The 21800-nt window shown below is 33.9% G+C and carries 21 protein-coding genes; 13 read left to right on the top strand and 8 right to left on the bottom strand.

All coding sequences use genetic code 11. The annotated features are described in order from the left end of the window. The first annotated feature begins 160 nt into the window (after positions 1–160). From ACYX4H_RS05975 to ACYX4H_RS05940, 8 genes are all read left to right on the top strand, one after another. Positions 161–3553, top strand: coding sequence for a TonB-dependent receptor (locus ACYX4H_RS05975; protein ID WP_476238308.1), 3393 nt, complete (start codon positions 161–163; stop codon positions 3551–3553). Between the two features lie 20 nt (positions 3554–3573). Next, on the top strand, positions 3574–5118 hold the full coding sequence (locus tag ACYX4H_RS05970; protein ID WP_476238306.1) for a RagB/SusD family nutrient uptake outer membrane protein: 1545 nt from the start codon (positions 3574–3576) through the stop codon (positions 5116–5118). Positions 5119–5278: 160 nt separating this feature from the next. Beyond that, positions 5279–7120, top strand: a complete 1842-nt coding sequence (locus ACYX4H_RS05965) for a sulfatase-like hydrolase/transferase (protein WP_476238305.1) — start codon at positions 5279–5281, stop codon at positions 7118–7120. 81 nt (positions 7121–7201) lie between these two features. Continuing rightward, positions 7202–8536 carry an MATE family efflux transporter gene (locus ACYX4H_RS05960; protein ID WP_476238303.1) on the top strand — a complete coding sequence of 445 codons (1335 nt, stop codon included), beginning with the start codon at positions 7202–7204 and terminating at the stop codon, positions 8534–8536. Between the two features lie 34 nt (positions 8537–8570). Beyond that, a complete protein-coding gene (locus ACYX4H_RS05955; protein ID WP_475294955.1) occupies positions 8571–8741 on the top strand; it encodes a hypothetical protein in 171 nt (56 codons plus the stop codon). Positions 8742–8851: 110 nt separating this feature from the next. After that, on the top strand, positions 8852–9307 hold the full coding sequence (locus ACYX4H_RS05950) for a 6-pyruvoyl trahydropterin synthase family protein (RefSeq protein WP_475294956.1): 456 nt from the start codon (positions 8852–8854) through the stop codon (positions 9305–9307). Between the two features lie 110 nt (positions 9308–9417). Further along, entirely contained in the window at positions 9418–10200 is a 783-nt protein-coding gene (locus tag ACYX4H_RS05945; RefSeq protein ID WP_476238301.1) for a hypothetical protein, read from the top strand. Between the two features lie 42 nt (positions 10201–10242). Next, positions 10243–10995 (top strand): UDP-2,3-diacylglucosamine diphosphatase, encoded by a 753-nt coding sequence (locus ACYX4H_RS05940; protein ID WP_476238300.1) that lies wholly within the window; start codon positions 10243–10245, stop codon positions 10993–10995. A 19-nt stretch (positions 10996–11014) separates the two neighbouring features. On the opposite strand, the gene ACYX4H_RS05935 is transcribed toward ACYX4H_RS05940, so the two are convergent. Genes ACYX4H_RS05935 through ACYX4H_RS05925 form a run of 3 tightly spaced genes read right to left on the bottom strand, consistent with a single transcriptional unit; the run spans position 11015 to position 14470 of the window. After that, positions 11015–12286 carry an MFS transporter gene (locus ACYX4H_RS05935; protein ID WP_476238299.1) on the bottom strand — a complete coding sequence of 424 codons (1272 nt, stop codon included), beginning with the start codon at positions 12284–12286 and terminating at the stop codon, positions 11015–11017. Positions 12287–12289: 3 nt separating this feature from the next. Further along, positions 12290–13981 carry a single-stranded-DNA-specific exonuclease RecJ gene (gene recJ / locus ACYX4H_RS05930; RefSeq protein WP_476238297.1) on the bottom strand — a complete coding sequence of 564 codons (1692 nt, stop codon included), beginning with the start codon at positions 13979–13981 and terminating at the stop codon, positions 12290–12292. 60 nt (positions 13982–14041) lie between these two features. Further along, positions 14042–14470 (bottom strand): OsmC family protein, encoded by a 429-nt coding sequence (locus tag ACYX4H_RS05925; protein ID WP_476238296.1) that lies wholly within the window; start codon positions 14468–14470, stop codon positions 14042–14044. A 56-nt stretch (positions 14471–14526) separates the two neighbouring features. On the opposite strand from ACYX4H_RS05925, the gene ACYX4H_RS05920 reads away from it, so the two are divergent. Next, positions 14527–15117 (top strand): carboxymuconolactone decarboxylase family protein, encoded by a 591-nt coding sequence (locus ACYX4H_RS05920; RefSeq protein WP_476238295.1) that lies wholly within the window; start codon positions 14527–14529, stop codon positions 15115–15117. Positions 15118–15278: 161 nt separating this feature from the next. Here the strand turns inward: ACYX4H_RS05920 and ACYX4H_RS05915 are convergent, their stop codons facing one another. From ACYX4H_RS05915 to ACYX4H_RS05895, 5 genes are read right to left on the bottom strand one after another with little or no spacing between them, the layout of a single operon-like run. Then, the gene (locus ACYX4H_RS05915) at positions 15279–15848 is read right to left on the bottom strand and encodes a uracil-DNA glycosylase family protein (protein ID WP_476238293.1); all 570 of its coding nucleotides are present in this window, start codon (positions 15846–15848) and stop codon (positions 15279–15281) included. A 29-nt stretch (positions 15849–15877) separates the two neighbouring features. Continuing rightward, a complete protein-coding gene (locus ACYX4H_RS05910; RefSeq protein WP_476238291.1) occupies positions 15878–16222 on the bottom strand; it encodes a HopJ type III effector protein in 345 nt (114 codons plus the stop codon). Positions 16223–16244: 22 nt separating this feature from the next. Next, a complete protein-coding gene (gene rsmI, locus ACYX4H_RS05905; protein WP_475294965.1) occupies positions 16245–16916 on the bottom strand; it encodes a 16S rRNA (cytidine(1402)-2'-O)-methyltransferase in 672 nt (223 codons plus the stop codon). Positions 16917–16919: 3 nt separating this feature from the next. Further along, entirely contained in the window at positions 16920–17498 is a 579-nt protein-coding gene (locus ACYX4H_RS05900; RefSeq protein ID WP_476238289.1) for a pentapeptide repeat-containing protein, read from the bottom strand. 14 nt (positions 17499–17512) lie between these two features. Continuing rightward, positions 17513–18253 (bottom strand): hypothetical protein, encoded by a 741-nt coding sequence (locus ACYX4H_RS05895; RefSeq protein WP_476238287.1) that lies wholly within the window; start codon positions 18251–18253, stop codon positions 17513–17515. Positions 18254–18398: 145 nt separating this feature from the next. Between ACYX4H_RS05895 and ACYX4H_RS05890 the strand changes: the two genes are divergently transcribed. The 4 genes from ACYX4H_RS05890 (at position 18399) to ACYX4H_RS05875 (ending at position 21741) form a co-directional block, all read left to right on the top strand. Then, entirely contained in the window at positions 18399–19046 is a 648-nt protein-coding gene (locus ACYX4H_RS05890) for a thymidine kinase (protein ID WP_476238286.1), read from the top strand. Continuing rightward, positions 19039–20145 (top strand): alanine racemase, encoded by a 1107-nt coding sequence (gene alr / locus ACYX4H_RS05885; protein WP_476238285.1) that lies wholly within the window; start codon positions 19039–19041, stop codon positions 20143–20145. Before ACYX4H_RS05890 ends, alr begins: the two co-directional genes overlap by 8 nt. Before the next feature lie 62 nt (positions 20146–20207). After that, complete coding sequence (gene mscL, locus ACYX4H_RS05880) at positions 20208–20609, top strand: large-conductance mechanosensitive channel protein MscL (protein WP_476238284.1); 402 nt, start codon at positions 20208–20210, stop codon at positions 20607–20609. A 142-nt stretch (positions 20610–20751) separates the two neighbouring features. Continuing rightward, the gene (locus ACYX4H_RS05875; protein WP_476238283.1) at positions 20752–21741 is read left to right on the top strand and encodes an aspartate-semialdehyde dehydrogenase; all 990 of its coding nucleotides are present in this window, start codon (positions 20752–20754) and stop codon (positions 21739–21741) included. Positions 21742–21800: the final 59 nt, after the last annotated feature.

Below are 21800 nucleotides of genomic sequence, written 5' to 3'. Positions count from 1 at the left end.
AAACCAGAAGATGCGCCAACACCTTCTGGTGGTTAAGTTGCAATAATATTGCAGTACAATAAAATTACAAACTAAATAGAAGAACTAAATTATGAATAAAATCTTTATGAGACCTCAAAAAGGTTTCAAAAAGGCGTTACATAACGTCCTATACACTATTATGAGAGTTTTTATATGTTTTATAATATTCGGCTTAAGCTCTGTTTATGCAAATTCATCCTATTCTCAAGTAAAAATAAATATCAATGTTAAAAACGTTAGCATTGAAGAACTTTTTAAAGAAATTCAAAACAAAAGTGAATATATCTTTTTTTATAAAGATGATGTTATAGACAAAAATGCCAGAATATCACTAAACCTAAAAGATGCTTTAATAACCGATATTTTAAACCAATCATTAAATAATATAGGTTTAGATTATAAAATTGCAGACAGGCAAGTTATTATTAAAGCCAAAAAAATTGACACTAAACAACAACTAAACACACCAAAAAAACCACAAAAATTTACCGTAACAGGTGTAATTACAGATGTTAATGGCACACCGCTACCTGGAGCCTCTGTACTTGAAAAAGACACCACAAATGGTGCTCAAACAGATTTTGATGGTAATTTTACTTTAGATGTAGCATCATCCAATTCAATAATTGTAATTTCATACATAGGTTTCACAACACAAGAAATTCCTTTAAACGGTAAAACTACACTTACTGTGGTTTTAGAAGAAAACGCCGCTAGTTTAGATGAAGTTGTAGTTGTAGGTTACGGTGTTCAAAAAAGAGCTAATTTAACCGGTGCTGTTTCTATGGTTTCTAATGAATCTATTGAAAATAGGCCCGTACAAAACGCAACACAAGCTTTACAGGGGCAAGTTCCCGGTCTATTAATTTCACAATCAAACGGTATTCCTGGTGGCGAAGGCTTAAATATTAATATTCGTGGTTTAAACTCTTTTGGAAGTAGCAACGCTCCACTTGTTTTAATTGATGGCGTTGAAGGTAATATTGAAGATTTAGACCCTAGTGTTATAGAATCTGTTAATGTTTTAAAAGATGCATCTTCGGCCGCTATTTACGGTTTAAAAGCTGCAAACGGTGTAATTTTAGTACAAACAAAAACAGGTGGAAAAGATGCCATATCTATCACTTATGATGGCAGTTACCAATTGAGTAACCCAACTATGTTACCCAAGATGATAACCAATTCTGCAGATTATATGACCTTATATAACCGTGGTTTAGTAAACTCTGCAGGCTCAGCAACGGGTAGTTACCCAGATGAAGTTATTAATGCCTACCGCAACAACCCTAATAATCCGTTATACCCTAATACAGACTGGACAGACCTTGTACTCCGTACGGGTAGTGTTCAAAGAAACACAATTGGTATTAATGGTACCACAGGAAAAACCACTTACAACCTATCACTTAGTAGTTGGAAACAAGATGGTATGATTGAGAACTCTAACTTTGATAAGTATAATTTCTTTTTCAACTTTAAAACAAAAATTAAAGAAAATATTGATGTTGGCGGAACATTTATGGGCTTAACATCTGAAAGAAAAGGTCCTAATGATGATTTTGGTAGCCCGCTACTACAAACATGGTGGGTGCGCCCAACTTGGGGGCCTTACACGCTTGATGGTACAGGACATTTTGCAGGTAAAGCCTTTTCTGGTTCTACTAATGATCCTGACGGCCTTGTTTTTGATGAAGGTTTTACCAGAGAAAATCCGCTTGTAAAACTATATGGCCAAAACGGACCAAGTGATGAGAAATACAATTTTAATGGAAACATTTTTACAAGTATAAAAATTCTAGACGGCCTTGTCTTTGATGCTAAAGGAGCTTATAAGTTTGATTACCTACGTTCAAAAAATCAAGTTTTAACACAAGATGAGTATAATTATAGAACAGGTGAATACATTCGTACAACACGTGATGCTTCAAAAATAGATGTTGGTAATCAGTTTTCAAAAGTAACAACCTTTTATTCAACACTAACTTACAACAAGCTTATAGATGAAACGCATGATTTAAAATTCATGTTAGGCTATAGTCAAGAATCTAGACGCAGAGAATGGACCAACTCTACACGTTTTGGTGTGGCTAGCCGAAGCCTTACAGAGCTTGATGGTGCCGGAACTTCAAATCAACTTACATCAGGCTCAACCACCGAGAGTAGTATTAGAAGTGGATTTTCTCGTTTAAACTACGCTTTTAATGATAAATACCTTTTTGAAGCTAACCTGCGTACAGATATTAGTAGTAGGTTTGCCGAAGGTAATAGAGTTGGTGTTTTCCCATCGTTTTCTGTTGGTTGGCGTATAGACCAAGAAAGTTTTATGGAAAATGTAGATTTTATTAGGCAACTAAAACTACGTGCTTCCTGGGGGCAACTTGGTAATGATGGTAGCAATGACTACCCATACCAATCGCGTTATGCATTTGGTAACTATGATGCTGGAAATTACCTAACTACAAGAGCATCAGGTTCTCACGGCTATCCTTTTGGTTCTAGTATTTCATCAGGTGTTGTTTTAGAAAATTTCACCAATGCCGATATTACTTGGGAAACCACAACTATTACAGATATTGGTCTTGATTTTACATCAAAAAGCGGTTCGTTTTTTGCCAATATAGATTATTATGAAAAAGTAACTTCAGATATTTTACGTCAGTTACAAGTATCTGTAGAATCTGGTGCTGGTGGGCCACAAGTAAACCAAGGTGAAATGAAAAACACTGGTTGGGATATTGTGTTAGGGCACCAAAAAACGTTAGGCGATTTTAGCTATAAAATAAGTACTAACTTCTCATGGTATAAAAATGAATTAGTAAAATACGGGGCACCAGAAATTGGAAATACTACTATTAACGAAGAAGGTTACGCCTTTAACGATTTTTACATGTGGGAAGCCGATGGTTTTTTCAACACCCAAGAAGATATAGACAATGCACCAACACAACCTTTAGCTCCTTATTTAGGAGGTATTCGTCTTAAAAACCAAAACCCAGATGAAGATAATGTTGTTGACCAAAATGACCGTATTCATATAGATGGGCAACACCCAGATTTGTTATACGGTGCAAACATTTCACTATCGTATAAAAACTTTGAGCTAAGTACATTTTGGCAAGGTGTTGCAGGACAAAAAACTTACCGCTCAACACATGGTGTAGAGCCTTTTAATCAAGATGGTAACGCACCTAAAGTTTGGCTTACAGATTCTTGGACACCAGATAATATGAACGCAAGTTTACCTGCCGTTTATAATGAGTCTTTAAGTACATATGGTGCTGGCGAATATTTTAACTCGTTTTGGTTAATGAATACTTCATATTTTAGAATGAAAAATGTAACATTTACATATTCATTCCCAAGTAAAATAACAGAAAAACTAAAAGTTAGTAGTGCCAAACTTTATTTTTCAGGAGACAACCTTTTAACCATAACTGGCGATAATTTATTTAACATAGATCCTGAGATACTAACCTCTTACACGTATCCAATATCTAAGTCATACACTTTTGGTATTAAACTCTCTTTATAACCCGTTAAACAGTTAAAAAAATGAATACAAAATATATATATAAAATACTATTCCTTTCATTTATAGTAGCTTTTACAGGCTGTAGCGAGGAATTTTTAGACAAACAACCAGGTGACGCTATTTCTAGTGGCACTTTTTGGGAAACCGAAGCCGATGCTCAAATGGCATTAACTGGTGTTTACAGTAATTTACAAACAAACTTTTACTCTACACTAACCCTAAGTAAATGGAATGGTGGCCCACAAATACAACAAGGCTGGGATGAATTAACCGACAATGCTTACGGTGCTAGAGATAACGGTTTTAGAGATATTTTAACGGGTGTTTTAAACCCTGATGGGCAAGCTCAACGCGCCATAAAAGCACTTTACGGTGTTAGCTACGTTGGTATTAACGGTTGTAATGAGTTTTTAAGTAAGATTGATAATGTTTCGGCAAGTGAAAATTTAATTAATCAATGGAAAGGAGAAGCCCTATTTATTCGTGCTTATTTTTATTACTACTTAGCCGTAACCTACGGTGATGTGCCTATTAGAACCGAAGCTAGTACTGTTGAAAATCAATTCACAGCAAAAAGTTCGCAAAGCGAAGTATTTAATCAAATTTTAAACGATTTAAACACTGCTATAGATTATTTACCAGCTGCAACCTATGATGGGCATGTTAAAAAAGAAGCTGCCTTAGCATTAAAAGCCAAAGTATTACTTTACACAAAAGATTACACAAACGCCGCTGTTGCCGCAAAAGCAGTAATAGATAATGGTAACTATAGTTTGTCTTCTAACTATAATGATTTGTTTTTAGATGCAGGCCAAACAGATAACCCAGAAATCATTTTCTCAATAAAAATGGCAAATACTCCAGGAGAAAGCGCCCTATGGTCTTCTCAAATTATGATTGGTTTCTGGGGTAACATTCACCCAACAATAAATTTAGTAAATGCTTATGAGTGTACTGATGGACTTCCAATTACCGCTTCACCATTGTATGATCCTAACGCACCAATGGAAAATAGAGATCCGCGTTTAAACGCTACTATTTTTGAAGGTAATTGGAATCCTTTAGTTGAAATTAAATCGGTAACCGGTTATACATTCATAAAAGGAATAAACCCAACAACCATTAACACCTTATCTCAACCTTTAAATGACGGTACAGATTTTATCCATTTAAGATACGCCGATGTGTTACTAATGTATGCTGAAGCTAAAATTGAAGCCAATGATATAGATCAATCTGTTCTTGATGCTATTAACATGGTAAGAGCCAGAGCTTACGGTGTAGATTATACCGATACAGCAAACTATCCTGCGTTAACAGCATTAGATCAGGTAACATTACGTGACAAAGTGCGTAATGAACGTAGGGTAGAATTTCCTTTAGAAAATTCGCGCTACTTCGATTTAAAAAGATGGGAACTTGCCGAACAAGTTTTAAATGGTTTTGATGGCGATCCTGTTTCCCAACGCGTGTTTTTGCCAAAACATTACAAATGGCCATTACCGCAAGATGCCCTAAACAAAAACCCTGAACTCGTTCAAAATCCTGATTATGTAACCGATTAGTTTTGTTCTTAAAAATGAACGTGAAAAGCAGCCTTTAAAGGCTGCTTTTTTTATTTCAATCTATTTTATATATACATATTATATACATGCTACAAATACAAACTTTTATTTCTTTCAAAAAAGCAAAAAACTAATATTTTAGTTTGAAACTTACTAAACTATGAAAAAATTAATACTTGCAGCTATTTTGCTATTTGGGTACGCACAAATTATAGCCTCTCAAAACAAACCTAATATTCTTTGGATTATTACTGATGACCATAGAGCTGATGCATTAGAATGCTACAACCAAGCCACCACAGGTAAAAACGAAAGTGCTCTTGGGTATGTATCTTCACCAAACATAAACAAGTTAGCAAAAGAAGGTGTGCTTTTTGTAAATGCATTTACCAATTCTCCTGTTTGCGGGCCATCAAGGGGCTCAATGCTAAGTGGGCGCTACCCGTTTAGAAACGGTCACTATCAATTTGAACAAACACACCAAGAACCAGATTTTGTAAAACCTTCAATACCACAAACTTTAAGAAAAAATGGTTACACCTCTACATCTTTTGGAAAAGAAGGCGCTTATATTTTTGATTGGGAGGGTAAACAAACTTTTAAAGACCCTGGACATTACGATTATAAAGTAAGTTTTAAACACGATTTACAAAAAAATAATGTAGGCGATTATTGGAATCAACCAGCTTACGCCGAAGGTTCTGCATGGAATAACATTGGTACCGAAGAACGCGTAAAAACCCCCAATGGCAAAGTTGTAAAATACTTATTCAAGGCCAGAAAAGGTAAGGCAGTTGTAAGTGAAAAAGATAAAGCTTTAAGAAAAAAAATGGAGGAGAAATACGAAATTCTTCGCTCCTATACCCGTGCAGGAAATAAAGATTTAATAATTGGAGGAGAAAACCCTATGCCAGCAGGACAAACCATTGATGGGAAAATTGTTGAAGAATTTAAACTGTTTCTTGAAAACCAAAACACCACATTTACAAACACCTACGGTAAAACTAAAAAAGGTGTAAATAGTAGCAAACCTTTAATGACCTATTTAGGGTTTCATTTACCACACACACCCGTACTACCACCAAAATCTTTTAGAGATAAATTTAAAACAAAGCACTACAAAATACCAGAATTTGATGCTGCAGAAAAAGCAACTTTTACACCGCAGTTAGCTAAACTGTATGATGTTTTAAACTTTACCAACATGACGCCAAAAGAAAAACAACAAGCCATTCAAGATTATTATGCCTTTTGTGCATATGGTGATGCCTTAATTGGCGAATCTGTTGAAGCTTTCAAAAATTACTGCCAAAAAAACAACCAAGACTATGTTATTGTTTTTGTTGTTGGAGACCACGGTTGGCATTTAGGTGAACAAGGTATTGAAGCTAAATTTACCGGTTGGAAACAATCTACTCACGGCGCCATGATAGTAGTATCTTCAAATAAAAATAAAGTGCCCGAAGGCATAATAAATGAAGATTTAATAGAATATGTAGATGCACCTGCTACTATTTTAGCCTCTGCAGGTATTCCAATTAGCTCAAAAGAATATGATTACATTGACGGTGTAAACTTGTTTAAGAATATTAATGGAACAGCGCAAAAACGCGATTATATTGTTGGTGAAACTAATGTTATTGTGGGGCATAGAGCATATTTGAGATCTAAAGATTTTGCGTTTTCTATGAAAACCAGACCAACTAATTGGAAAAAATTAGTGCCAAACAAAAATGTAAAATGGGCCTTAGAGTGCCCCGTTGAAGAAGCTGAATTGGCTTTATATGATTTAAGAAATGATCCGCTAGAAAGAAAAAATGTTGCAGCAGATAAAAAATATAAAAAATTAGCTAATTGGTTTAGAAATAAGTTGGGAAACATCGTTTTAGGAGACGGTAGAGTTGAGTGCGATTGGTCTCAACAAAACGTTTACAACATTAGTAATTTTGCTAAAGGCGCTCATGACGGTAAACTTAACATTCCTTCAAAATTAATTCCTTAAAGTATTTTATAACTTTATAAGTACATAACATAAAAAATAAAGCGTTTTCCAATACTTTTGTAGTTTCAAAAAAAATAAGGTTTGAAAAACGCTTTATCATTAAAACATATAAACAAATTAGCAGTTCCTGCATTAATATCTGGTATTGCAGAACCTATTTTATCTATAACAGATACTGCTATAATTGGTAATATTAATGTAAATGCCACAGAATCTTTAGCCGCCGTTGGTATTGTAGGCACTTTTATGTCTATGCTTATTTGGGTATTTGGGCAAACACGAAGTGCCATTTCAACAATAATTTCGCAATATGTTGGTGCCAATAATTTAAATGCCGTTAAAAACTTACCAGCTCAAGCTATTTTTATTGTTTTATGTTTAAGTGTTTTAATAATTTTAATAACCTACCCGTTAGCATCACATATTTTTCAACTCTATAATGCTTCAAATGTAATTTTAAATTACAGTGTAGATTATTATAAAATCAGGGTTTTTGGCTTTCCGTTTACACTATTTACCATCGCTATTTTTGGTACTTTTAGGGGTTTACAAAACACGTTTCAGCCCATGGTAATTGCTATTATTGGTGCTGTATTAAACATAATTTTAGACTTTGTTTTGGTGTATGGCATTAACGGTTATATACCACCAATGCATATAAAAGGCGCTGCCTATGCAAGTGTAATTGCGCAAATTATTATGGCAATTCTTTCGGCATATTATCTACTTAAAAAAACAAATATTCCTTTACTAGTTAGTTTTCCTTTTAATAAAGAAATAAGCAAATTTATAGGCATGGTAGCTAATTTGTTTATTAGAACTTTATCCTTAAACATAACACTTTATTTTGCAACAAGGCTAGCCACAGGCTATGGCAAAAATTACATTGCAGCATATACCATTGCCATTAACCTTTGGTTTTTAGGCGCCTTTATTATTGACGGCTACTCTAGTGCTGGTAACATTTTATCTGGTAAGTTTTATGGTGGTAAAAATTATAACGCTCTGGTATATTTAAACAAAAAACTTATAAAAATAGGATTAATTGTAGGCTTTGCACTTAGCATTTTAGGTGCTATAATTTACAAACCTATTGGATTGCTATTTACCAAAGAAACGGAGGTTTTAAACACATTTTACAATGTTTTTTGGATTGTGTTACTCATGCAACCCATTTGTTCAATAGCATTTATTTTTGATGGTGTTTTTAAAGGCCTAGGTAAAATGAAGTTACTTCGTAATGTTTTACTACTATCAACCTTTGTAGTTTTTATACCTATTGTATATGCCTTAAACTTTTTCAATTTTAAATTAAACGGTATATTTATTGCCCTCACTTTCTGGATGATTGCCCGCAGCCTACCACTTTTAATTTATTTCAACAAACAATATATTCCGCTAGCCAAAAACTCTTAACTTTGCAGCAGGAAAAAAATAACATTCCAAAAACATGCCTAATTTAATAGCATTACTTCAACAAGTAAATATTGAAGAAAAACTAAAAAAAGCACCAGATAGCAGTTACGAAATTGGTGTATTTATTGGCACCATGCTACCCTTTGTGATTTTGGTGCTTATAGCCTATGCTATTTACAGGTATAACAAGAAAAAATTAGATTAAAACACTATGGATATTTTAAACTTTTTAACGGGTAACGGTCTTTTTTTAGTACTTGCCATTGTTTTAATTGTAGTTTATATAGTTAACAGAAACAGAGGAAAACGCAGATAATGAAACATAATATAAGAATAACTAAACGCTTTTCATTTGAAACAGGTCATGCCCTATACGGCTACGACGGAAAATGCAAAAACATACACGGGCATAGTTATCACTTAGACGTTACCGTTATTGGTAGCCCTATTACAGATACAACCAACCCTAAACACGGTATGGTTATAGATTTTGGCGACTTAAAAAAAATAGTAAAAGAAGAAATTGAAGACGTTTTTGACCACGCCACCGTTTTTAACAAAAACACACCACACGTAGATTTAGCAAAAGATTTAATGAGTTTAGGCCACAAAGTTTTATTAGTAAATTATCAACCAACCAGCGAAATGATGGTTATAGATTTTGCCGCCAAAATACAAAAACGCCTACCAGAAAACATCAAATTACACGCGCTTAAACTACAAGAAACCGCCACCAGTTTTGCAGAGTGGTTTGCCGCAGACCAACAATAATTTTTTTAAGGGCGTTACCACGCTTAGGCGCGGTCGGGCTTTACGCTATATCTTTTTTTTATCAAAAAAAGGATGTCGCTGCAATCCCTAACGCAAACACAACCAAACCCATGCCCGAAATATTATTTATAGTAAAATTAGTGGTAGCCATTGCTTTTGTTGTGGGCTTATCACTTTTAGCCGAAAATGTAAGCCCTAAAGTTGCAGGCATACTTTCTGGCTACCCAACAGGTTCTGCCATTACATTATTTTTTTTTGGTTTAGAGGTTAGCGCAGACTTTGCATCAAAAAGTGCCGTTTATAACATGATTGGGCTATCGGGCGCGCTCACATTTGTATATATCTATTATTTAGCATCAAACTATTTTAATAAATACAACATTTTGCTATCATCACTATCAGCAATTTCAGCATACTTTTTAGTGGTTTGGGCACTTCATTTTATAGAAATAAATAAATATTTAGCCATTTTAATTCCGGTGGCTTTTTCATTTTTATACATTATTCTATTCAAAAACATTGAAAATATAAAAATTGAAAAAAAAGTAAAACTAAGCCATAAAACCTTGTTTATAAGAGCCTTTTTTGCTGCAACAATAATATTAATTATAACTAGTATTCCTAAGTTTGTTGGCGCTACATGGGCAGGTTTGTTATCGGCATTTCCAACCACACTTTTTCCGTTAATACTCATCATTCACTTTACATACTCAAAAAAACACGTGCATACTGTTATAAAAAATGTTCCTGTTGGTATGTTTTCGTTAATTATATATTCATTAACTGTTTCGGTAGTATACCCGCTATTTGGTATTTATATTGGCACACTCATAGCCTTTGCAGCAGCAACCATTTACCTTTTAATTTACCGAAAAATTAAAAGCATGCTTTAAATAAATACATTTTTTGCAACTTTGTAATTACTATATTTACACATGCAAATTCCCGAAGGAAAAAAAATATACTTTGCCTCCGATAATCATTTAGGAGCACCAACCAAAGAAGCCTCATTACCGCGCGAAAAAAAATTTGTTGCTTGGTTAAATGATGTAAAAGAAGATGCAGCCGCTATTTTTTTGTTAGGCGATTTATTTGATTTTTGGATGGATTATAAATACGTTGTACCTAAAGGTTTTACAAGAACCCTAGGTAAACTTGCCGAAATAAGTGATGCTGGTATTCCTATTTACTATTTTGTGGGTAACCATGATTTATGGATGGATGATTATTTTGAAACAGAACTTAATATACCTGTTTACCACAAACCAAAAGAGTTCACATTTAACAACAAAACGTTTTTTATTGGCCATGGCGATGGTTTAGGCCCTGGTGATAAAGGGTACAAACGCATGAAAAAGGTGTTTACAAACCCGTTTTGCAAATGGTTATTCCGTTGGTTACACCCAGATATTGGCGTGCGTTTAGCACAACATTTATCAGTTAAAAATAAATTGATTTCTGGTGATGACGATGCTAAGTTTTTGGGCGAAGATAATGAGTGGCTTGTTCAATATTGCAAGCGCAAATTAGAGCAAAAACATAGAGATTTTTTTGTATTTGGTCACAGGCATTTACCTTTAGATATTAACCTCAACAATAATTCAAAATACATAAATCTTGGAGATTGGATTCAATATTACACCTATGGCGTTTTTGATGGGGAACATTTAGAATTGAAAACATATTAATTTCAATATTTAAATGTTTTTAATCTGCATCATTTTCGTGTGCTTCAATATCTTTTCTTAAATCTAAATGTCGTAATACTGGGTTTTTTATTCCAATAGCTACCACGGTAATTAAAGTCATAGTACCACCAAAAACCACAGCTGTTACAGGGCCAAGTAGTTTGGCAGCCAACCCACTTTCAAAAGCACCTAATTCATTTGACGAACCAACAAACATTGAGTTTACTGATGATACACGCCCGCGCATATCATCGGGCGTTTTAAGTTGTAAAATTGTTTGACGAATAACCATTGAAATACCATCGGCAGCGCCACTTAAAAATAAAGCCGCTACACTTACCCAAAATATATTTGATAAGCCAAAGGCAATAATACAAAGTCCGAAAATAAAAATAGACACCAACAATTTCATACCTGTATTTTTACTAATAGGAATGTATGTTGTTAAAAACATTGTAAGAATACTTCCTAAAGAAATAGAGGCATTTAATATACCAAAACCTTTTGAGCCAACGTGTAACACATCTTGCGCAAATACTGATAAAAGTGCTACAGTTCCTCCAAATAATACCGCAATCATATCTAACGTTAAAGCGCCTAAAATAGCTTTGTTGTTAAACACAAATTTTACACCTGCCTTTAAACTATCTTTTACAGATTCTTCGGTTTTAGTATTTAAAATAGGTTTCTTTTTAATTTTGAATGTTAAAACAAATGCTAAGGCTACCAAAATGAACACCAACCCAAGGGTTTTATCAACCCCCATCCAATGAATGGAAAATCCGCCAAAAAGCGCCCCTAAAACTGCTGCTGTTTTCCAGGTGCTAGTGCTCCATGTTGCTGCATTTGGATATATTTTTTTTGGTACAATTAAGGCTATTAAAGAAAATATAGTTGGCCCAAAAAACGACCTTAAAAAGCCACCAAAAAACACCAAAGCATAAATACCCCAAAGAATACGTTTTGTAGACCAATTGCCTACAAAATAATCCCAGGTTAAAAAAAAGAGCCCTAAACTAATTAATGAAAACGCTGCAATACACAGTGCTAAAAGGTTGCGTTTTTCTTTTCTATCTACAATATGTCCTGCAAAAAGAGCCATGGTAAATGCTGGAATAATTTCCATTAATCCAATAATACCAAGACTTAAAGGGTCTTTTGTTAAACTATACACTTCCCATTCTATAACAATAAATTGCATAGACCACCCAAAAACCAGTAAAAGGCGCATGAGTAAAAAAATATTGAATTCTTTTATGCGAAGCGCCGCATACGGATCAGTTTTGGCCATTTGTTAAGCTTTAATATCTCTTAATTTTAGCTGTAATGATACGTTACCCTGCCATTCGTTTTCATCAATTGAATACACTGCGCTAAAAGGTTTTTTATCTTTTATAATTTCGTATTTATCACCCATACCAAAACCAATACAAACAATGCTATTACTTTCTGGTTGTGTAACGGTTAACCTCAGGTGTGTTTTATCTTCGCCTACACATTTACCATAACCTGTGTCAAATAAATTTTCGGTCATAAAAACGGGCGTCATATTACTTGGCCCAAAAGGTGCAAATTGTTTTAGTATGCGGTAAAATTTTGGTGTTATATTGGCTAAACTAATTTGAGCATCAATTTTTACTTCGGGTACTAATAAATTTTTATCAATGGTACTAGCTACTGCATTTTCAAAAGCTGCTTTAAAAGCTTCGTAATTTTCTGGTTCTAGTGTTAAACCCGCAGCGTATTTATGGCCACCAAACTGTTCAATATATTCGCTGCATGCTTCTAAAGCATTATAAACATCAAACCCAACAACAGATCGTGCCGAGGCAGCCAATTTATCACCACTTTTAGTAAAAACTAATGTGGGCCTGTAATAAGTTTCGGTTAATCTAGAAGCCACAATGCCAATAACACCTTTATGCCAAGTTTCATGGTAAACAACAGTAGTAAAACGTTCTTGTTCTTTATGTTCTTCAATTTGTTTAAGAGCTTGGGCAGTAACTTGCTTATCGGTTTCTTTTCTATCAATGTTATAATTTTCTATGTTTTGAGCATGTTTAAGGGCCAAATCATAATCATCTTCTGCTAATAATGCTACGGCAAAATTACCGTGTTCCATACGTCCGGCCGCATTAATTCTGGGTGCTAGTGTAAAAACAACATCGGTAATTGTTAATGTTGTTTTATTAAGCTGATCTAAAATAGCTTTAAAACCTGGCCTAGGTTGGGTATTTATTACGTGTAAGCCAAAGTGCGCTAACACTCTATTTTCGCCAGTAATTGGTACAATATCTGCTCCAATGGCAGTAGCAACCAAATCTAAATACGGTAATAAATCTTTGGTTGTTAAACCATCTTTTTCGGCAAGCGCCTGAATTAATTTAAACCCAACGCCACAGCCACAAAGTTCTTTATATGGGTATTCACACTCTGAACGCTTGGGATCTAAAACAGCAACGGCATTGGGTATATTTTCTCCAGGCCTATGGTGATCGCAAATAATAAAATCTATTCCTAACGTTTTGGCATGTGCCACTTTATCTATGGCTTTAATACCACAATCTAAAGCAATAATTAGTGTAAAATCATTTTCTAAAGCAAAATTAATGCCTTTGTATGATACGCCATAACCTTCATCGTACCTATTTGGTACGTATGTATATACTAAATTGTGCTTGGTTTTTAAATAGGTTGACATTAGCGCTACTGCCGTTGTACCATCTACATCATAATCTCCATACACCAAAATATTTTCATTGTTTGCTATGGCTTTTTCTATGCGTGCCACGGCTTTATCCATATCTTTCATTAAGTACGGATTGTGAAGGTGTTTTAAACTTGGCCTAAAAAAGTTTTTAGCATCTTCATAGGTTTCTATACCTCTTTGTACTAAAAGTTTGGCTACACTTTCACTTACTTGTAATGAATCTTGTAAATGTTTTACTTTTGATGATTCCGGTTTTGGCTTTAGCGTCCAGCGCATATAATAAATATTTAATTAAAAGTATTTTAGATATACTTTTGGGTAGTTGCAATTATAACTTTAAACACTTTTTTTATGAAAAAAGGTTTCAACATTTACATTGGCAAACTGACGAAACATTTCCATAACGCCGCAGTATTTTTCAATAGATAAATTTACAACGCGTTGTAGTTTTTTTTCATCTAAATTATTGCCATAAAAATGAAATTGCATAGTTACTTTATCATAATATTTTGGATGTTCTTCGGTTAAATTAGCATCAATTTCAATGTTAAAATTATCTACTTCTAACTTCATTTTTTTTATTAATGATGCCACATCTAAACCAGAACAACCCGCTAAACCAGACAGCATTAATGCTTTTGGGCGGTAACCCTCGCTATTACCACCATTCTCAGGGCCTGCATCTATAAATAAATTATGACCAGATGGGTTGGTGCTTTCAAACTTCATATTTCCTAACCACTTTGTTGTGATATGATTTGCCATATTATTGAAATTTTTTGTTTCTTGTATTAGTCAAAAATACTATATAAAAATTACATATGCCTTTAGTAACACCTTTATCTGCAGACCACGATTTAGAAACCCAAAAACTAGCAGAATTTTTTAACGAAACACTTGGGTTTTGCCCAAACTCGGTTTTAACCATGCAGCGTAGACCCGCCATTAGTAAAGCTTTTATAAACTTAAACAAAGCTGTAATGGCTAATGAAGGGCGCGTAACATCTGCCCTTAAACGCATGATTGCTTGGGTTAGCAGTAACGCTACAGGTTGCCGTTACTGTCAGGCACATGCCATTAGAGCTGCAGAACGTTATGGAGCAGAGCAAGAACAACTTGATAATATTTGGGAATATAAAACGCACCCTGCTTTTAATGAGGCTGAACGTGCTGCTTTAGATTTTAGTTTAGCGGCATCTCAAGTACCAAATGCTGTTGATGACACTATAAAAAAACGTTTATATGAGCATTGGAATGAAGGTGAAATTGTTGAAATGCTTGGTGTTATTTCACTATTTGGTTACTTAAACCGCTGGAACGACTCTATGGGAACTAGTATTGAAGATGGCGCTGTTGAAAGTGGCCAGAAATATTTAGGGAAGCACGGTTGGGAAAAAGGAAAGCATGTTTAGATTTTAAAGCGCTTTGCTTTTTGATAGATTAAAAAAACTTCTCTTGAAATGAGAGGTTTTTTTTATTGTCGTCATTGTGAACGTAGTGAAGCAATCTATTAAATAAACAGTTATGTATTAAACAGATCACTTCAGTCGTGCCTCCTTCGTAATGACAATCGTTAAATCAACTCTTCAACCCGCCTCCTCAACTCTGGCAATACCTCAACCTCAAACCATGGGTTCTTAGTTAACCAAAATCTGTTTCGTGGTGATGGGTGTGGTAACGGCAAAAACTTAGGTAAATAGTCTTGAAAATTAGCTACAGTTTCTGTTAGTGTTTTTTTTGCTTGTTCTCCTAAATAGTACTTCTGCGCGTACATGCCAATTAAAATAATAAGCTCTACGTTTTTTAACTCATCAAATAAAGGTTTGTGCCATTTGGGTGCACATTCGGGTCTTGGTGGTAAATCGCCTGTTTTTCCTTTTCCTGGATAGCAAAACCCCATAGGAATAATGGCAAATTTGGTCTCATCATAAAACGTTTCATCATATACATCTAACCATTTTCTAAGTTGTTTGCCACTGGCATCGTCCCAAGGAATGCCAGATACATGTACTTTTGTACCAGGTGCCTGCCCTATAATTACAATTTTAGAATCTGGATGTGCAGAAACAACAGGTCTTGGTCCTAACACTAAATGTTCTTTGCAAATAGTACATTGTGCTATGTTTTGTAGTAGTTGCTGCATTTTTAAAAAAGGTCATTAAAACTGACAGATTATTTCTTTTTTAATGCTGTTTTTTCAAAAGTTAAACCTTCAAAACCCGTATTCATAAAGTTTCTAATATTTTGGTGGCCTGCACCATTAGGGTCCTTCAACACATCATTAAAATAGTATTGACCAAAACACGCTAAGGTTTGTGCTTTAGTTAGTGCTTCGGCTTGTGCAAATGCAAAGAGTTTACATGAACCTGAATTTTGTCCTTCGGCATTTTCTAAACTTCCATTTTTAAATGCAGTTGGAGTGAATTGGTAATTTGATTCTATAACGGCCATAGTTTCTGAAAAGTCTATAGCCTCAGGGTTACTTTGTAATTTGCTTTTAAATTCTTGTATGGTCATTTATTTTATTTTTAATTCTGTATTATTTTTTTCCGTTTACTACAACAACTATCTCACCTTTTGGTGGTTTATTAGTATAATATTCTAAAACTTCTTTAGCGGTTCCGCGTACCGTTTCTTCAAATAGTTTTGTAAGTTCTCTAGAAACCGATATTTGCCTGTCTTCACCAAAATACTCACAGAAATGCCCTAGTGTTTTTACTAACTTGTGCGGACTTTCATAAAAAATCATGGTTCGGGTTTCTTCTGCCAATAATAAAAGTCGTGTTTGGCGTCCTTTTTTTACGGGTAAAAAACCTTCAAAAACAAACTTATCGTTTGGTAAGCCAGAGTTCACCAATGCTGGCACAAAAGCGGTTGCTCCGGGTAAACATTCAATATCAATATTATTTTCAATACATGCACGTGAGAGCAAAAAGCCAGGATCTGAAATTGCTGGTGTGCCTGCATCACTTACCAAGGCTATTGTGGTGCCTGCTTTAAGTTTTTGAATAATGCTTTCAACCGTTTTATGCTCATTATGCATGTGGTGCGATTGCATAGGTGTTGAAATTTCAAAATGTTTAAGCAATTTGCCCGATGTACGTGTGTCTTCGGCTAAAATTAAATGGGCTTCTTTTAAAACCTCAATGGCTCTAAAAGTGATGTCTTTTAAATTACCAATGGGTGTTGGTACTATATAAAGTTTACTCATAAACTATTCTGAAGAAATTTTTATTTTATACTTGGCCAAAAGCCCCGTTACTGTTTCTAATGAAAATATAGCGCCTTTTAAATTATTTTTTTCAGGGTCTATTACAAAGTTATTTGATTTTGAAAAATTGGCGTCTTCTAAATTTGTATTATCAAAAACAGCATTTTGCAGGTTACAATTATTAAAAATAGCCTTTTTTAAAATGCTATATGAAAAATCTGTACCTATACATTTTGAGTTGGTAAATACCATTGATGTTAAATTTTTTTGAAAAAAAGAAGCATGATTTAATTGGCAAGACTCTATTTTAATTGAAAAACCAAAATTAGAACATGTTTCAAAATTAACACCCAATAATTTTGAGTTTTTAAATAATACATCTTGAAAACTAGTATCGGTTATATTTGCTGAGCTTAAATTACAATGGTGAAACTCGCAGTTTATAAACCTAATTTGTGATACGTATGAATTTGAAAAATCACAATTTATAAATGTACAGGTATCATATTCACCTTTTTCAAGCCTATTTTTTGTGTAATCAATCTTTTCAAAAACCTCATCATCAACAAACTTATCAGTCATTATTTTAGCTTTGCTTAATTAAATTTAGCTTCAATAATTTCTAAAAAGCGTTCTTCAAATTCTTCTTTACCTTCCCAATTTTGGTAATCTGGTTTTACCATAGTATTTAAAAATTGTTTGGCGTTTAATAAAGAATCGGCAGTATTTATTTGTGAAATCACCCTATCATAATCTTCAGGTTTACCATCAAACAAGTGTTTTATAAATGCTATTTTATCATTAAGCCCAATTTTGAGTCCGCCACTTTTAAGTTTATCGTTTAAAGATTTTTTATCGTCAGTAGCACCGTTTTGTGTTGAAGCGGGTTCAAAAACAGGCATGTTTTTAAAATCTTCGGTTATGGTTTCAAAATCATCTTTTTTAATAATGTCTTGTGGCAGTGCTTTTTCAAAAACAGTATCAATTTCGGGCGCTTGCTCGGGCATATGTGCTACCATATCTTTAATTGTAGCAATACCGTGTTCCATAATAGCATCTTCTTCAACATCATCTAAATTCACATAAATTTTGTCTTCAACTTCAATATTATCGCTTATTTTATTGTTAAATGCACTGTCTAACATGCCAAAAAATGATGAGTTATTACCAATTGTGGGTATATCGTCTTCAAAATTTTCATGAGCAAATTTTAATACTGAAAGTGTTTCATAAAGCGCGGTAACTTCGGCATGCATTTTTATAACATCTTCTTTTCCTTTTAGTTTTAAAATTCTGTGAGCAATACTAACTAAATCAGATTCTAACTTCTTCTTCATCAATTTTATTTTTTTATGGTTTAATATACCTAAGGTTTTTGTTATTTAAAAAAATTACGCACCTTTATACAAACGAAAATATGCTTTGTTTATTGAACTTATTTAAATGTTTATTGCTGAAATAAGTTCCTGTTAAAATTACAAAATGTTTCTTGAAAATACTGTAAATCATAAAGAACAATTTGGTTGGATTGAAGTTATATGCGGATCTATGTTTTCTGGTAAAACCGAAGAACTTATACGCAGGCTTAAGCGCGCCCAATTTGCAAGACAGAAAGTTGAAATTTTTAAACCTGCTATAGATGTAAGGTATGATGAGGAAATGGTAGTATCGCATGATGAAAACCAAATACGCTCTACACCTGTGCCCGCCGCTGCTAATATTCCTATTTTAGCCGATGGTTGTGATGTTGTTGGTATTGACGAAGCTCAATTTTTTGATGATGAAATAGTGCGTGTTTGTAATGACCTTGCCAATAAAGGCATACGTGTTATTGTTGCTGGTTTAGATATGGATTTTAAAGGCAACCCCTTTGGGCCCATGCCTAACCTAATGGCCACTGCCGAATATGTTACCAAAGTACACGCTGTGTGCACACGCACCGGTAATTTAGCCCAATATAGTTACCGTAAAGCTAAAAACGAAAACTTGGTGCTTTTAGGTGAAGTTGATGAATATGAACCTTTAAGTAGAGCTGCTTTTTATAAAGCCATGTTACGAGATAAAGTAAGAAACATGGATGTAAACCAACCTAAAGAAATTACCCCAAAACCTAACGAAGATAATGCCTAAAGCGGAAGAAACCGTACTTGAAATAGATTTAAATGCCTTAAAAAAAAACTACACGCATTTAAAAACTAAACTAAGCAGCAACACCAAATTTATGGCTGTTGTTAAGGCTTTTGCATACGGTAATGATGCGGCTGTAATTGCCAATTATTTACAAACTATGGGTGTAAATTATTTTGCTGTTGCTTATGCTAGTGAAGGCGTACAATTACGAAAAGCTGGTATTACAGCTCCTATTTTGGTTTTACACCCATTACCATCAAATTTTGAAGCTATTATTAAATATTGTTTAGAACCTAATTTGTATAACAGCAAAGTTTTAAATGAATTTATAAATCTTGCAACTACTAAAAGTCAAGAAAATTATCCGGTACACATTAAATTTAACACGGGCTTAAATAGGCTGGGTTTTACTAAAAACGACATTGAATTTATTAGCAATAAACTAGCTGAAACAACAACTATTAAAGTTGCATCACTATTTTCACATTTAGTTGCTAGTGAAGATTTAAACGAAAAAGCTTTTACTTTAAACCAAATTAATACATTTAAAGGTATTGCCAAAAGTTTTTCAAACGCTGTAGGTTATAAACCTATGCTTCATATTTGTAATACATCGGGTATTTTAAATTACCCCGAAGCGCATTTTGATATGGTTAGAAGCGGCATTGGTTTGTATGGTTTTGGTAATTCAACCATAGAAAATAAAAACCTAACACCCATTGCCACGTTAAAAACTATAATTTCACAAATTCATACCATAAAAAAAGGCGAATCTGTTGGTTATAATCACGGTTTTGTTAGTGATGGAAACTACAAAACAGCAACATTACCTATTGGGCATGCCGATGGTATTGGTAGGCAATATGGTAAACAAAAAGGCTATGTTGTAATAAACGGCAAAAAAGCACCTATTATTGGTAATGTATGTATGGATATGATTATGGTAAACATTACTAATATTGATTGTAATGAAGGTGATGAAGCCATTATTTTTGATAAAAACACAACTGCTGAAGATTTTGCACAAACAGCAAACACCATTTCTTACGAGCTCATTACAGGAATTTCACAACGTGTTAAACGTACATTTTTAAAATAAGCTTATATTTTTTGGTGACTTTTTTGTTACTTTAGTGTCTCACTAACTATAAAATTAAAATTATGCTTAAAGAATTTAAAGAATTTGCAATGAAGGGCAACCTTGTAGACATTGCTGTTGGTTTTGTAATGGGTGCTGCTTTTAAAGAGGTAGTTACTTCTTTTACCGGAGGTATTGTATCTCCTTTAATTGGATTATTGTTTGATACAGATTTCAAAGAATTAAGAATGAAATTAAAAGATGGCACTTTAAATGACGCTGGTGAAATGGTAGGTGAAGTATATTTAGAACACGGACAATTTATTACAAACGTACTAGATTTTATAATTGTAGCATTTGTTATGTTCTTAGTTGTAAAAGGTGTTAATAAAATGAAGAAAAAAGAAGAGCCAGCACCTGAAGCCCCAGCAGGACCAAGTCAAGAAGATTTATTAGCCGAAATTAGAGATTTGCTTAAAAAATAACAAAATGTTAAATAAATAACAACCTGTTATTTGTTGTTAAAAAGACCTCGTTTTCTAAAAATTGAGGTCTTTTTTTTGGTTTAAACCTATAATTAATGTCTAATTTTGTGCCCTCAAAGTTCAATTATAAAATATATAAAAAATGAAAGTAGCTGTAGTTGGAGCCACTGGAATGGTAGGCGAAGTGATGCTTAAAGTTCTTGCAGAACGTAATTTTCCAATAACTGAATTAATTCCTGTTGCCTCAGAGCGCTCTGTGGGTAAAAAATTAACTTATAAAGGAAATGATTATACCGTTGTTGGTTTAGAAACCGCTGTTTCAATGAAACCAGACGTTGCACTATTTTCGGCAGGTGGAGACACCTCTTTAGAATGGGCTCCTAAATTTGCAGAAGTTGGCACTACAGTAGTTGATAATTCTTCTGCTTGGAGAATGGATCCTACAAAAAAACTAGTAGTGCCTGAAATTAACGCATCTGTTTTAACTAAAGAAGATAAAATTATAGCAAACCCAAACTGTTCAACAATACAGTTGGTTATGGCATTAAATCCGCTTCACAAAAAATATAAAATGAAACGTGTGGTTGTTTCAACATACCAATCTGTTTCTGGTACAGGCGTTAAAGCTGTAAAACAATTAGAAAACGAAATTGCCGGTATTGAAGGCGAAATGGCGTACCCATACCCAATTGGTAGAAACGCATTACCACACTGTGATGTGTTTTTAGAAAATGGCTACACCAAAGAGGAAATGAAACTGGCTAGAGAACCTCAAAAAATTATGGACGACAGAACATTTTCTGTTTCTGCTACAGCGGTTAGAATTCCAACTGCTGGCGGACACAGTGAATCTGTAAATGTTGAGTTTGAAAACGATTTTGATTTAACCGAAGTACGTCAATTATTAAGCCAAACACCAGGGGTTGTTGTACAAGATGATTTGGCTAACAATGCCTACCCAATGCCTATTTTTGCGCACAATAAAGATGAGGTATTTGTTGGAAGAATTAGAAGAGACGAAACACAACCAAATACATTAAATATGTGGATAGTTGCCGATAACCTTCGTAAAGGTGCTGCAACCAACACAGTTCAAATAGCTGAATATTTAATTGAAAATAATTTAGTATAATTCAATTTTCATTAAAAGATTGTTAAAGGCTTCTGTATTTTGCAGAAGCTTTTTCTATT

It is taken from the genome of Seonamhaeicola sp. ABD4_340, from assembly GCF_056312135.1.
The sequence above is the reverse complement of the archived record's forward strand: the minus strand, read 5'-3'. Positions and strand labels throughout refer to the sequence as shown.

Bases quoted from the DNA above. Each gene is read 5' to 3' on its own strand.
- ACYX4H_RS05940 (WP_476238300.1), top strand. From the start codon at position 10,243: ATGCAAATTCCCGAAGGAAAAAAAATATACTTTGCCTCCGATAATCAT.
- alr (WP_476238285.1), top strand. From the start codon at position 19,039: ATGCCTAAAGCGGAAGAAACCGTACTTGAAATAGATTTAAATGCCTTA.
- ACYX4H_RS05925 (WP_476238296.1), bottom strand. From the start codon at position 14,470: ATGGCAAATCATATCACAACAAAGTGGTTAGGAAATATGAAGTTTGAA.
- ACYX4H_RS05970 (WP_476238306.1), top strand. From the start codon at position 3,574: ATGAATACAAAATATATATATAAAATACTATTCCTTTCATTTATAGTA.
- ACYX4H_RS05945 (WP_476238301.1), top strand. From the start codon at position 9,418: ATGCCCGAAATATTATTTATAGTAAAATTAGTGGTAGCCATTGCTTTT.
- ACYX4H_RS05950 (WP_475294956.1), top strand. From the start codon at position 8,852: ATGAAACATAATATAAGAATAACTAAACGCTTTTCATTTGAAACAGGT.
- ACYX4H_RS05900 (WP_476238289.1), bottom strand. From the start codon at position 17,498: ATGACTGATAAGTTTGTTGATGATGAGGTTTTTGAAAAGATTGATTAC.
- ACYX4H_RS05935 (WP_476238299.1), bottom strand. From the start codon at position 12,286: ATGGCCAAAACTGATCCGTATGCGGCGCTTCGCATAAAAGAATTCAAT.
- ACYX4H_RS05895 (WP_476238287.1), bottom strand. From the start codon at position 18,253: ATGAAGAAGAAGTTAGAATCTGATTTAGTTAGTATTGCTCACAGAATT.
- ACYX4H_RS05920 (WP_476238295.1), top strand. From the start codon at position 14,527: ATGCCTTTAGTAACACCTTTATCTGCAGACCACGATTTAGAAACCCAA.
- ACYX4H_RS05915 (WP_476238293.1), bottom strand. From the start codon at position 15,848: ATGCAGCAACTACTACAAAACATAGCACAATGTACTATTTGCAAAGAA.
- ACYX4H_RS05875 (WP_476238283.1), top strand. From the start codon at position 20,752: ATGAAAGTAGCTGTAGTTGGAGCCACTGGAATGGTAGGCGAAGTGATG.
- ACYX4H_RS05910 (WP_476238291.1), bottom strand. From the start codon at position 16,222: ATGACCATACAAGAATTTAAAAGCAAATTACAAAGTAACCCTGAGGCT.
- ACYX4H_RS05965 (WP_476238305.1), top strand. From the start codon at position 5,279: ATGAAAAAATTAATACTTGCAGCTATTTTGCTATTTGGGTACGCACAA.
- mscL (WP_476238284.1), top strand. From the start codon at position 20,208: ATGCTTAAAGAATTTAAAGAATTTGCAATGAAGGGCAACCTTGTAGAC.
- recJ (WP_476238297.1), bottom strand. From the start codon at position 13,981: ATGCGCTGGACGCTAAAGCCAAAACCGGAATCATCAAAAGTAAAACAT.
- ACYX4H_RS05975 (WP_476238308.1), top strand. From the start codon at position 161: ATGAGAGTTTTTATATGTTTTATAATATTCGGCTTAAGCTCTGTTTAT.
- ACYX4H_RS05890 (WP_476238286.1), top strand. From the start codon at position 18,399: ATGTTTCTTGAAAATACTGTAAATCATAAAGAACAATTTGGTTGGATT.
- rsmI (WP_475294965.1), bottom strand. From the start codon at position 16,916: ATGAGTAAACTTTATATAGTACCAACACCCATTGGTAATTTAAAAGAC.
- ACYX4H_RS05955 (WP_475294955.1), top strand. From the start codon at position 8,571: ATGCCTAATTTAATAGCATTACTTCAACAAGTAAATATTGAAGAAAAA.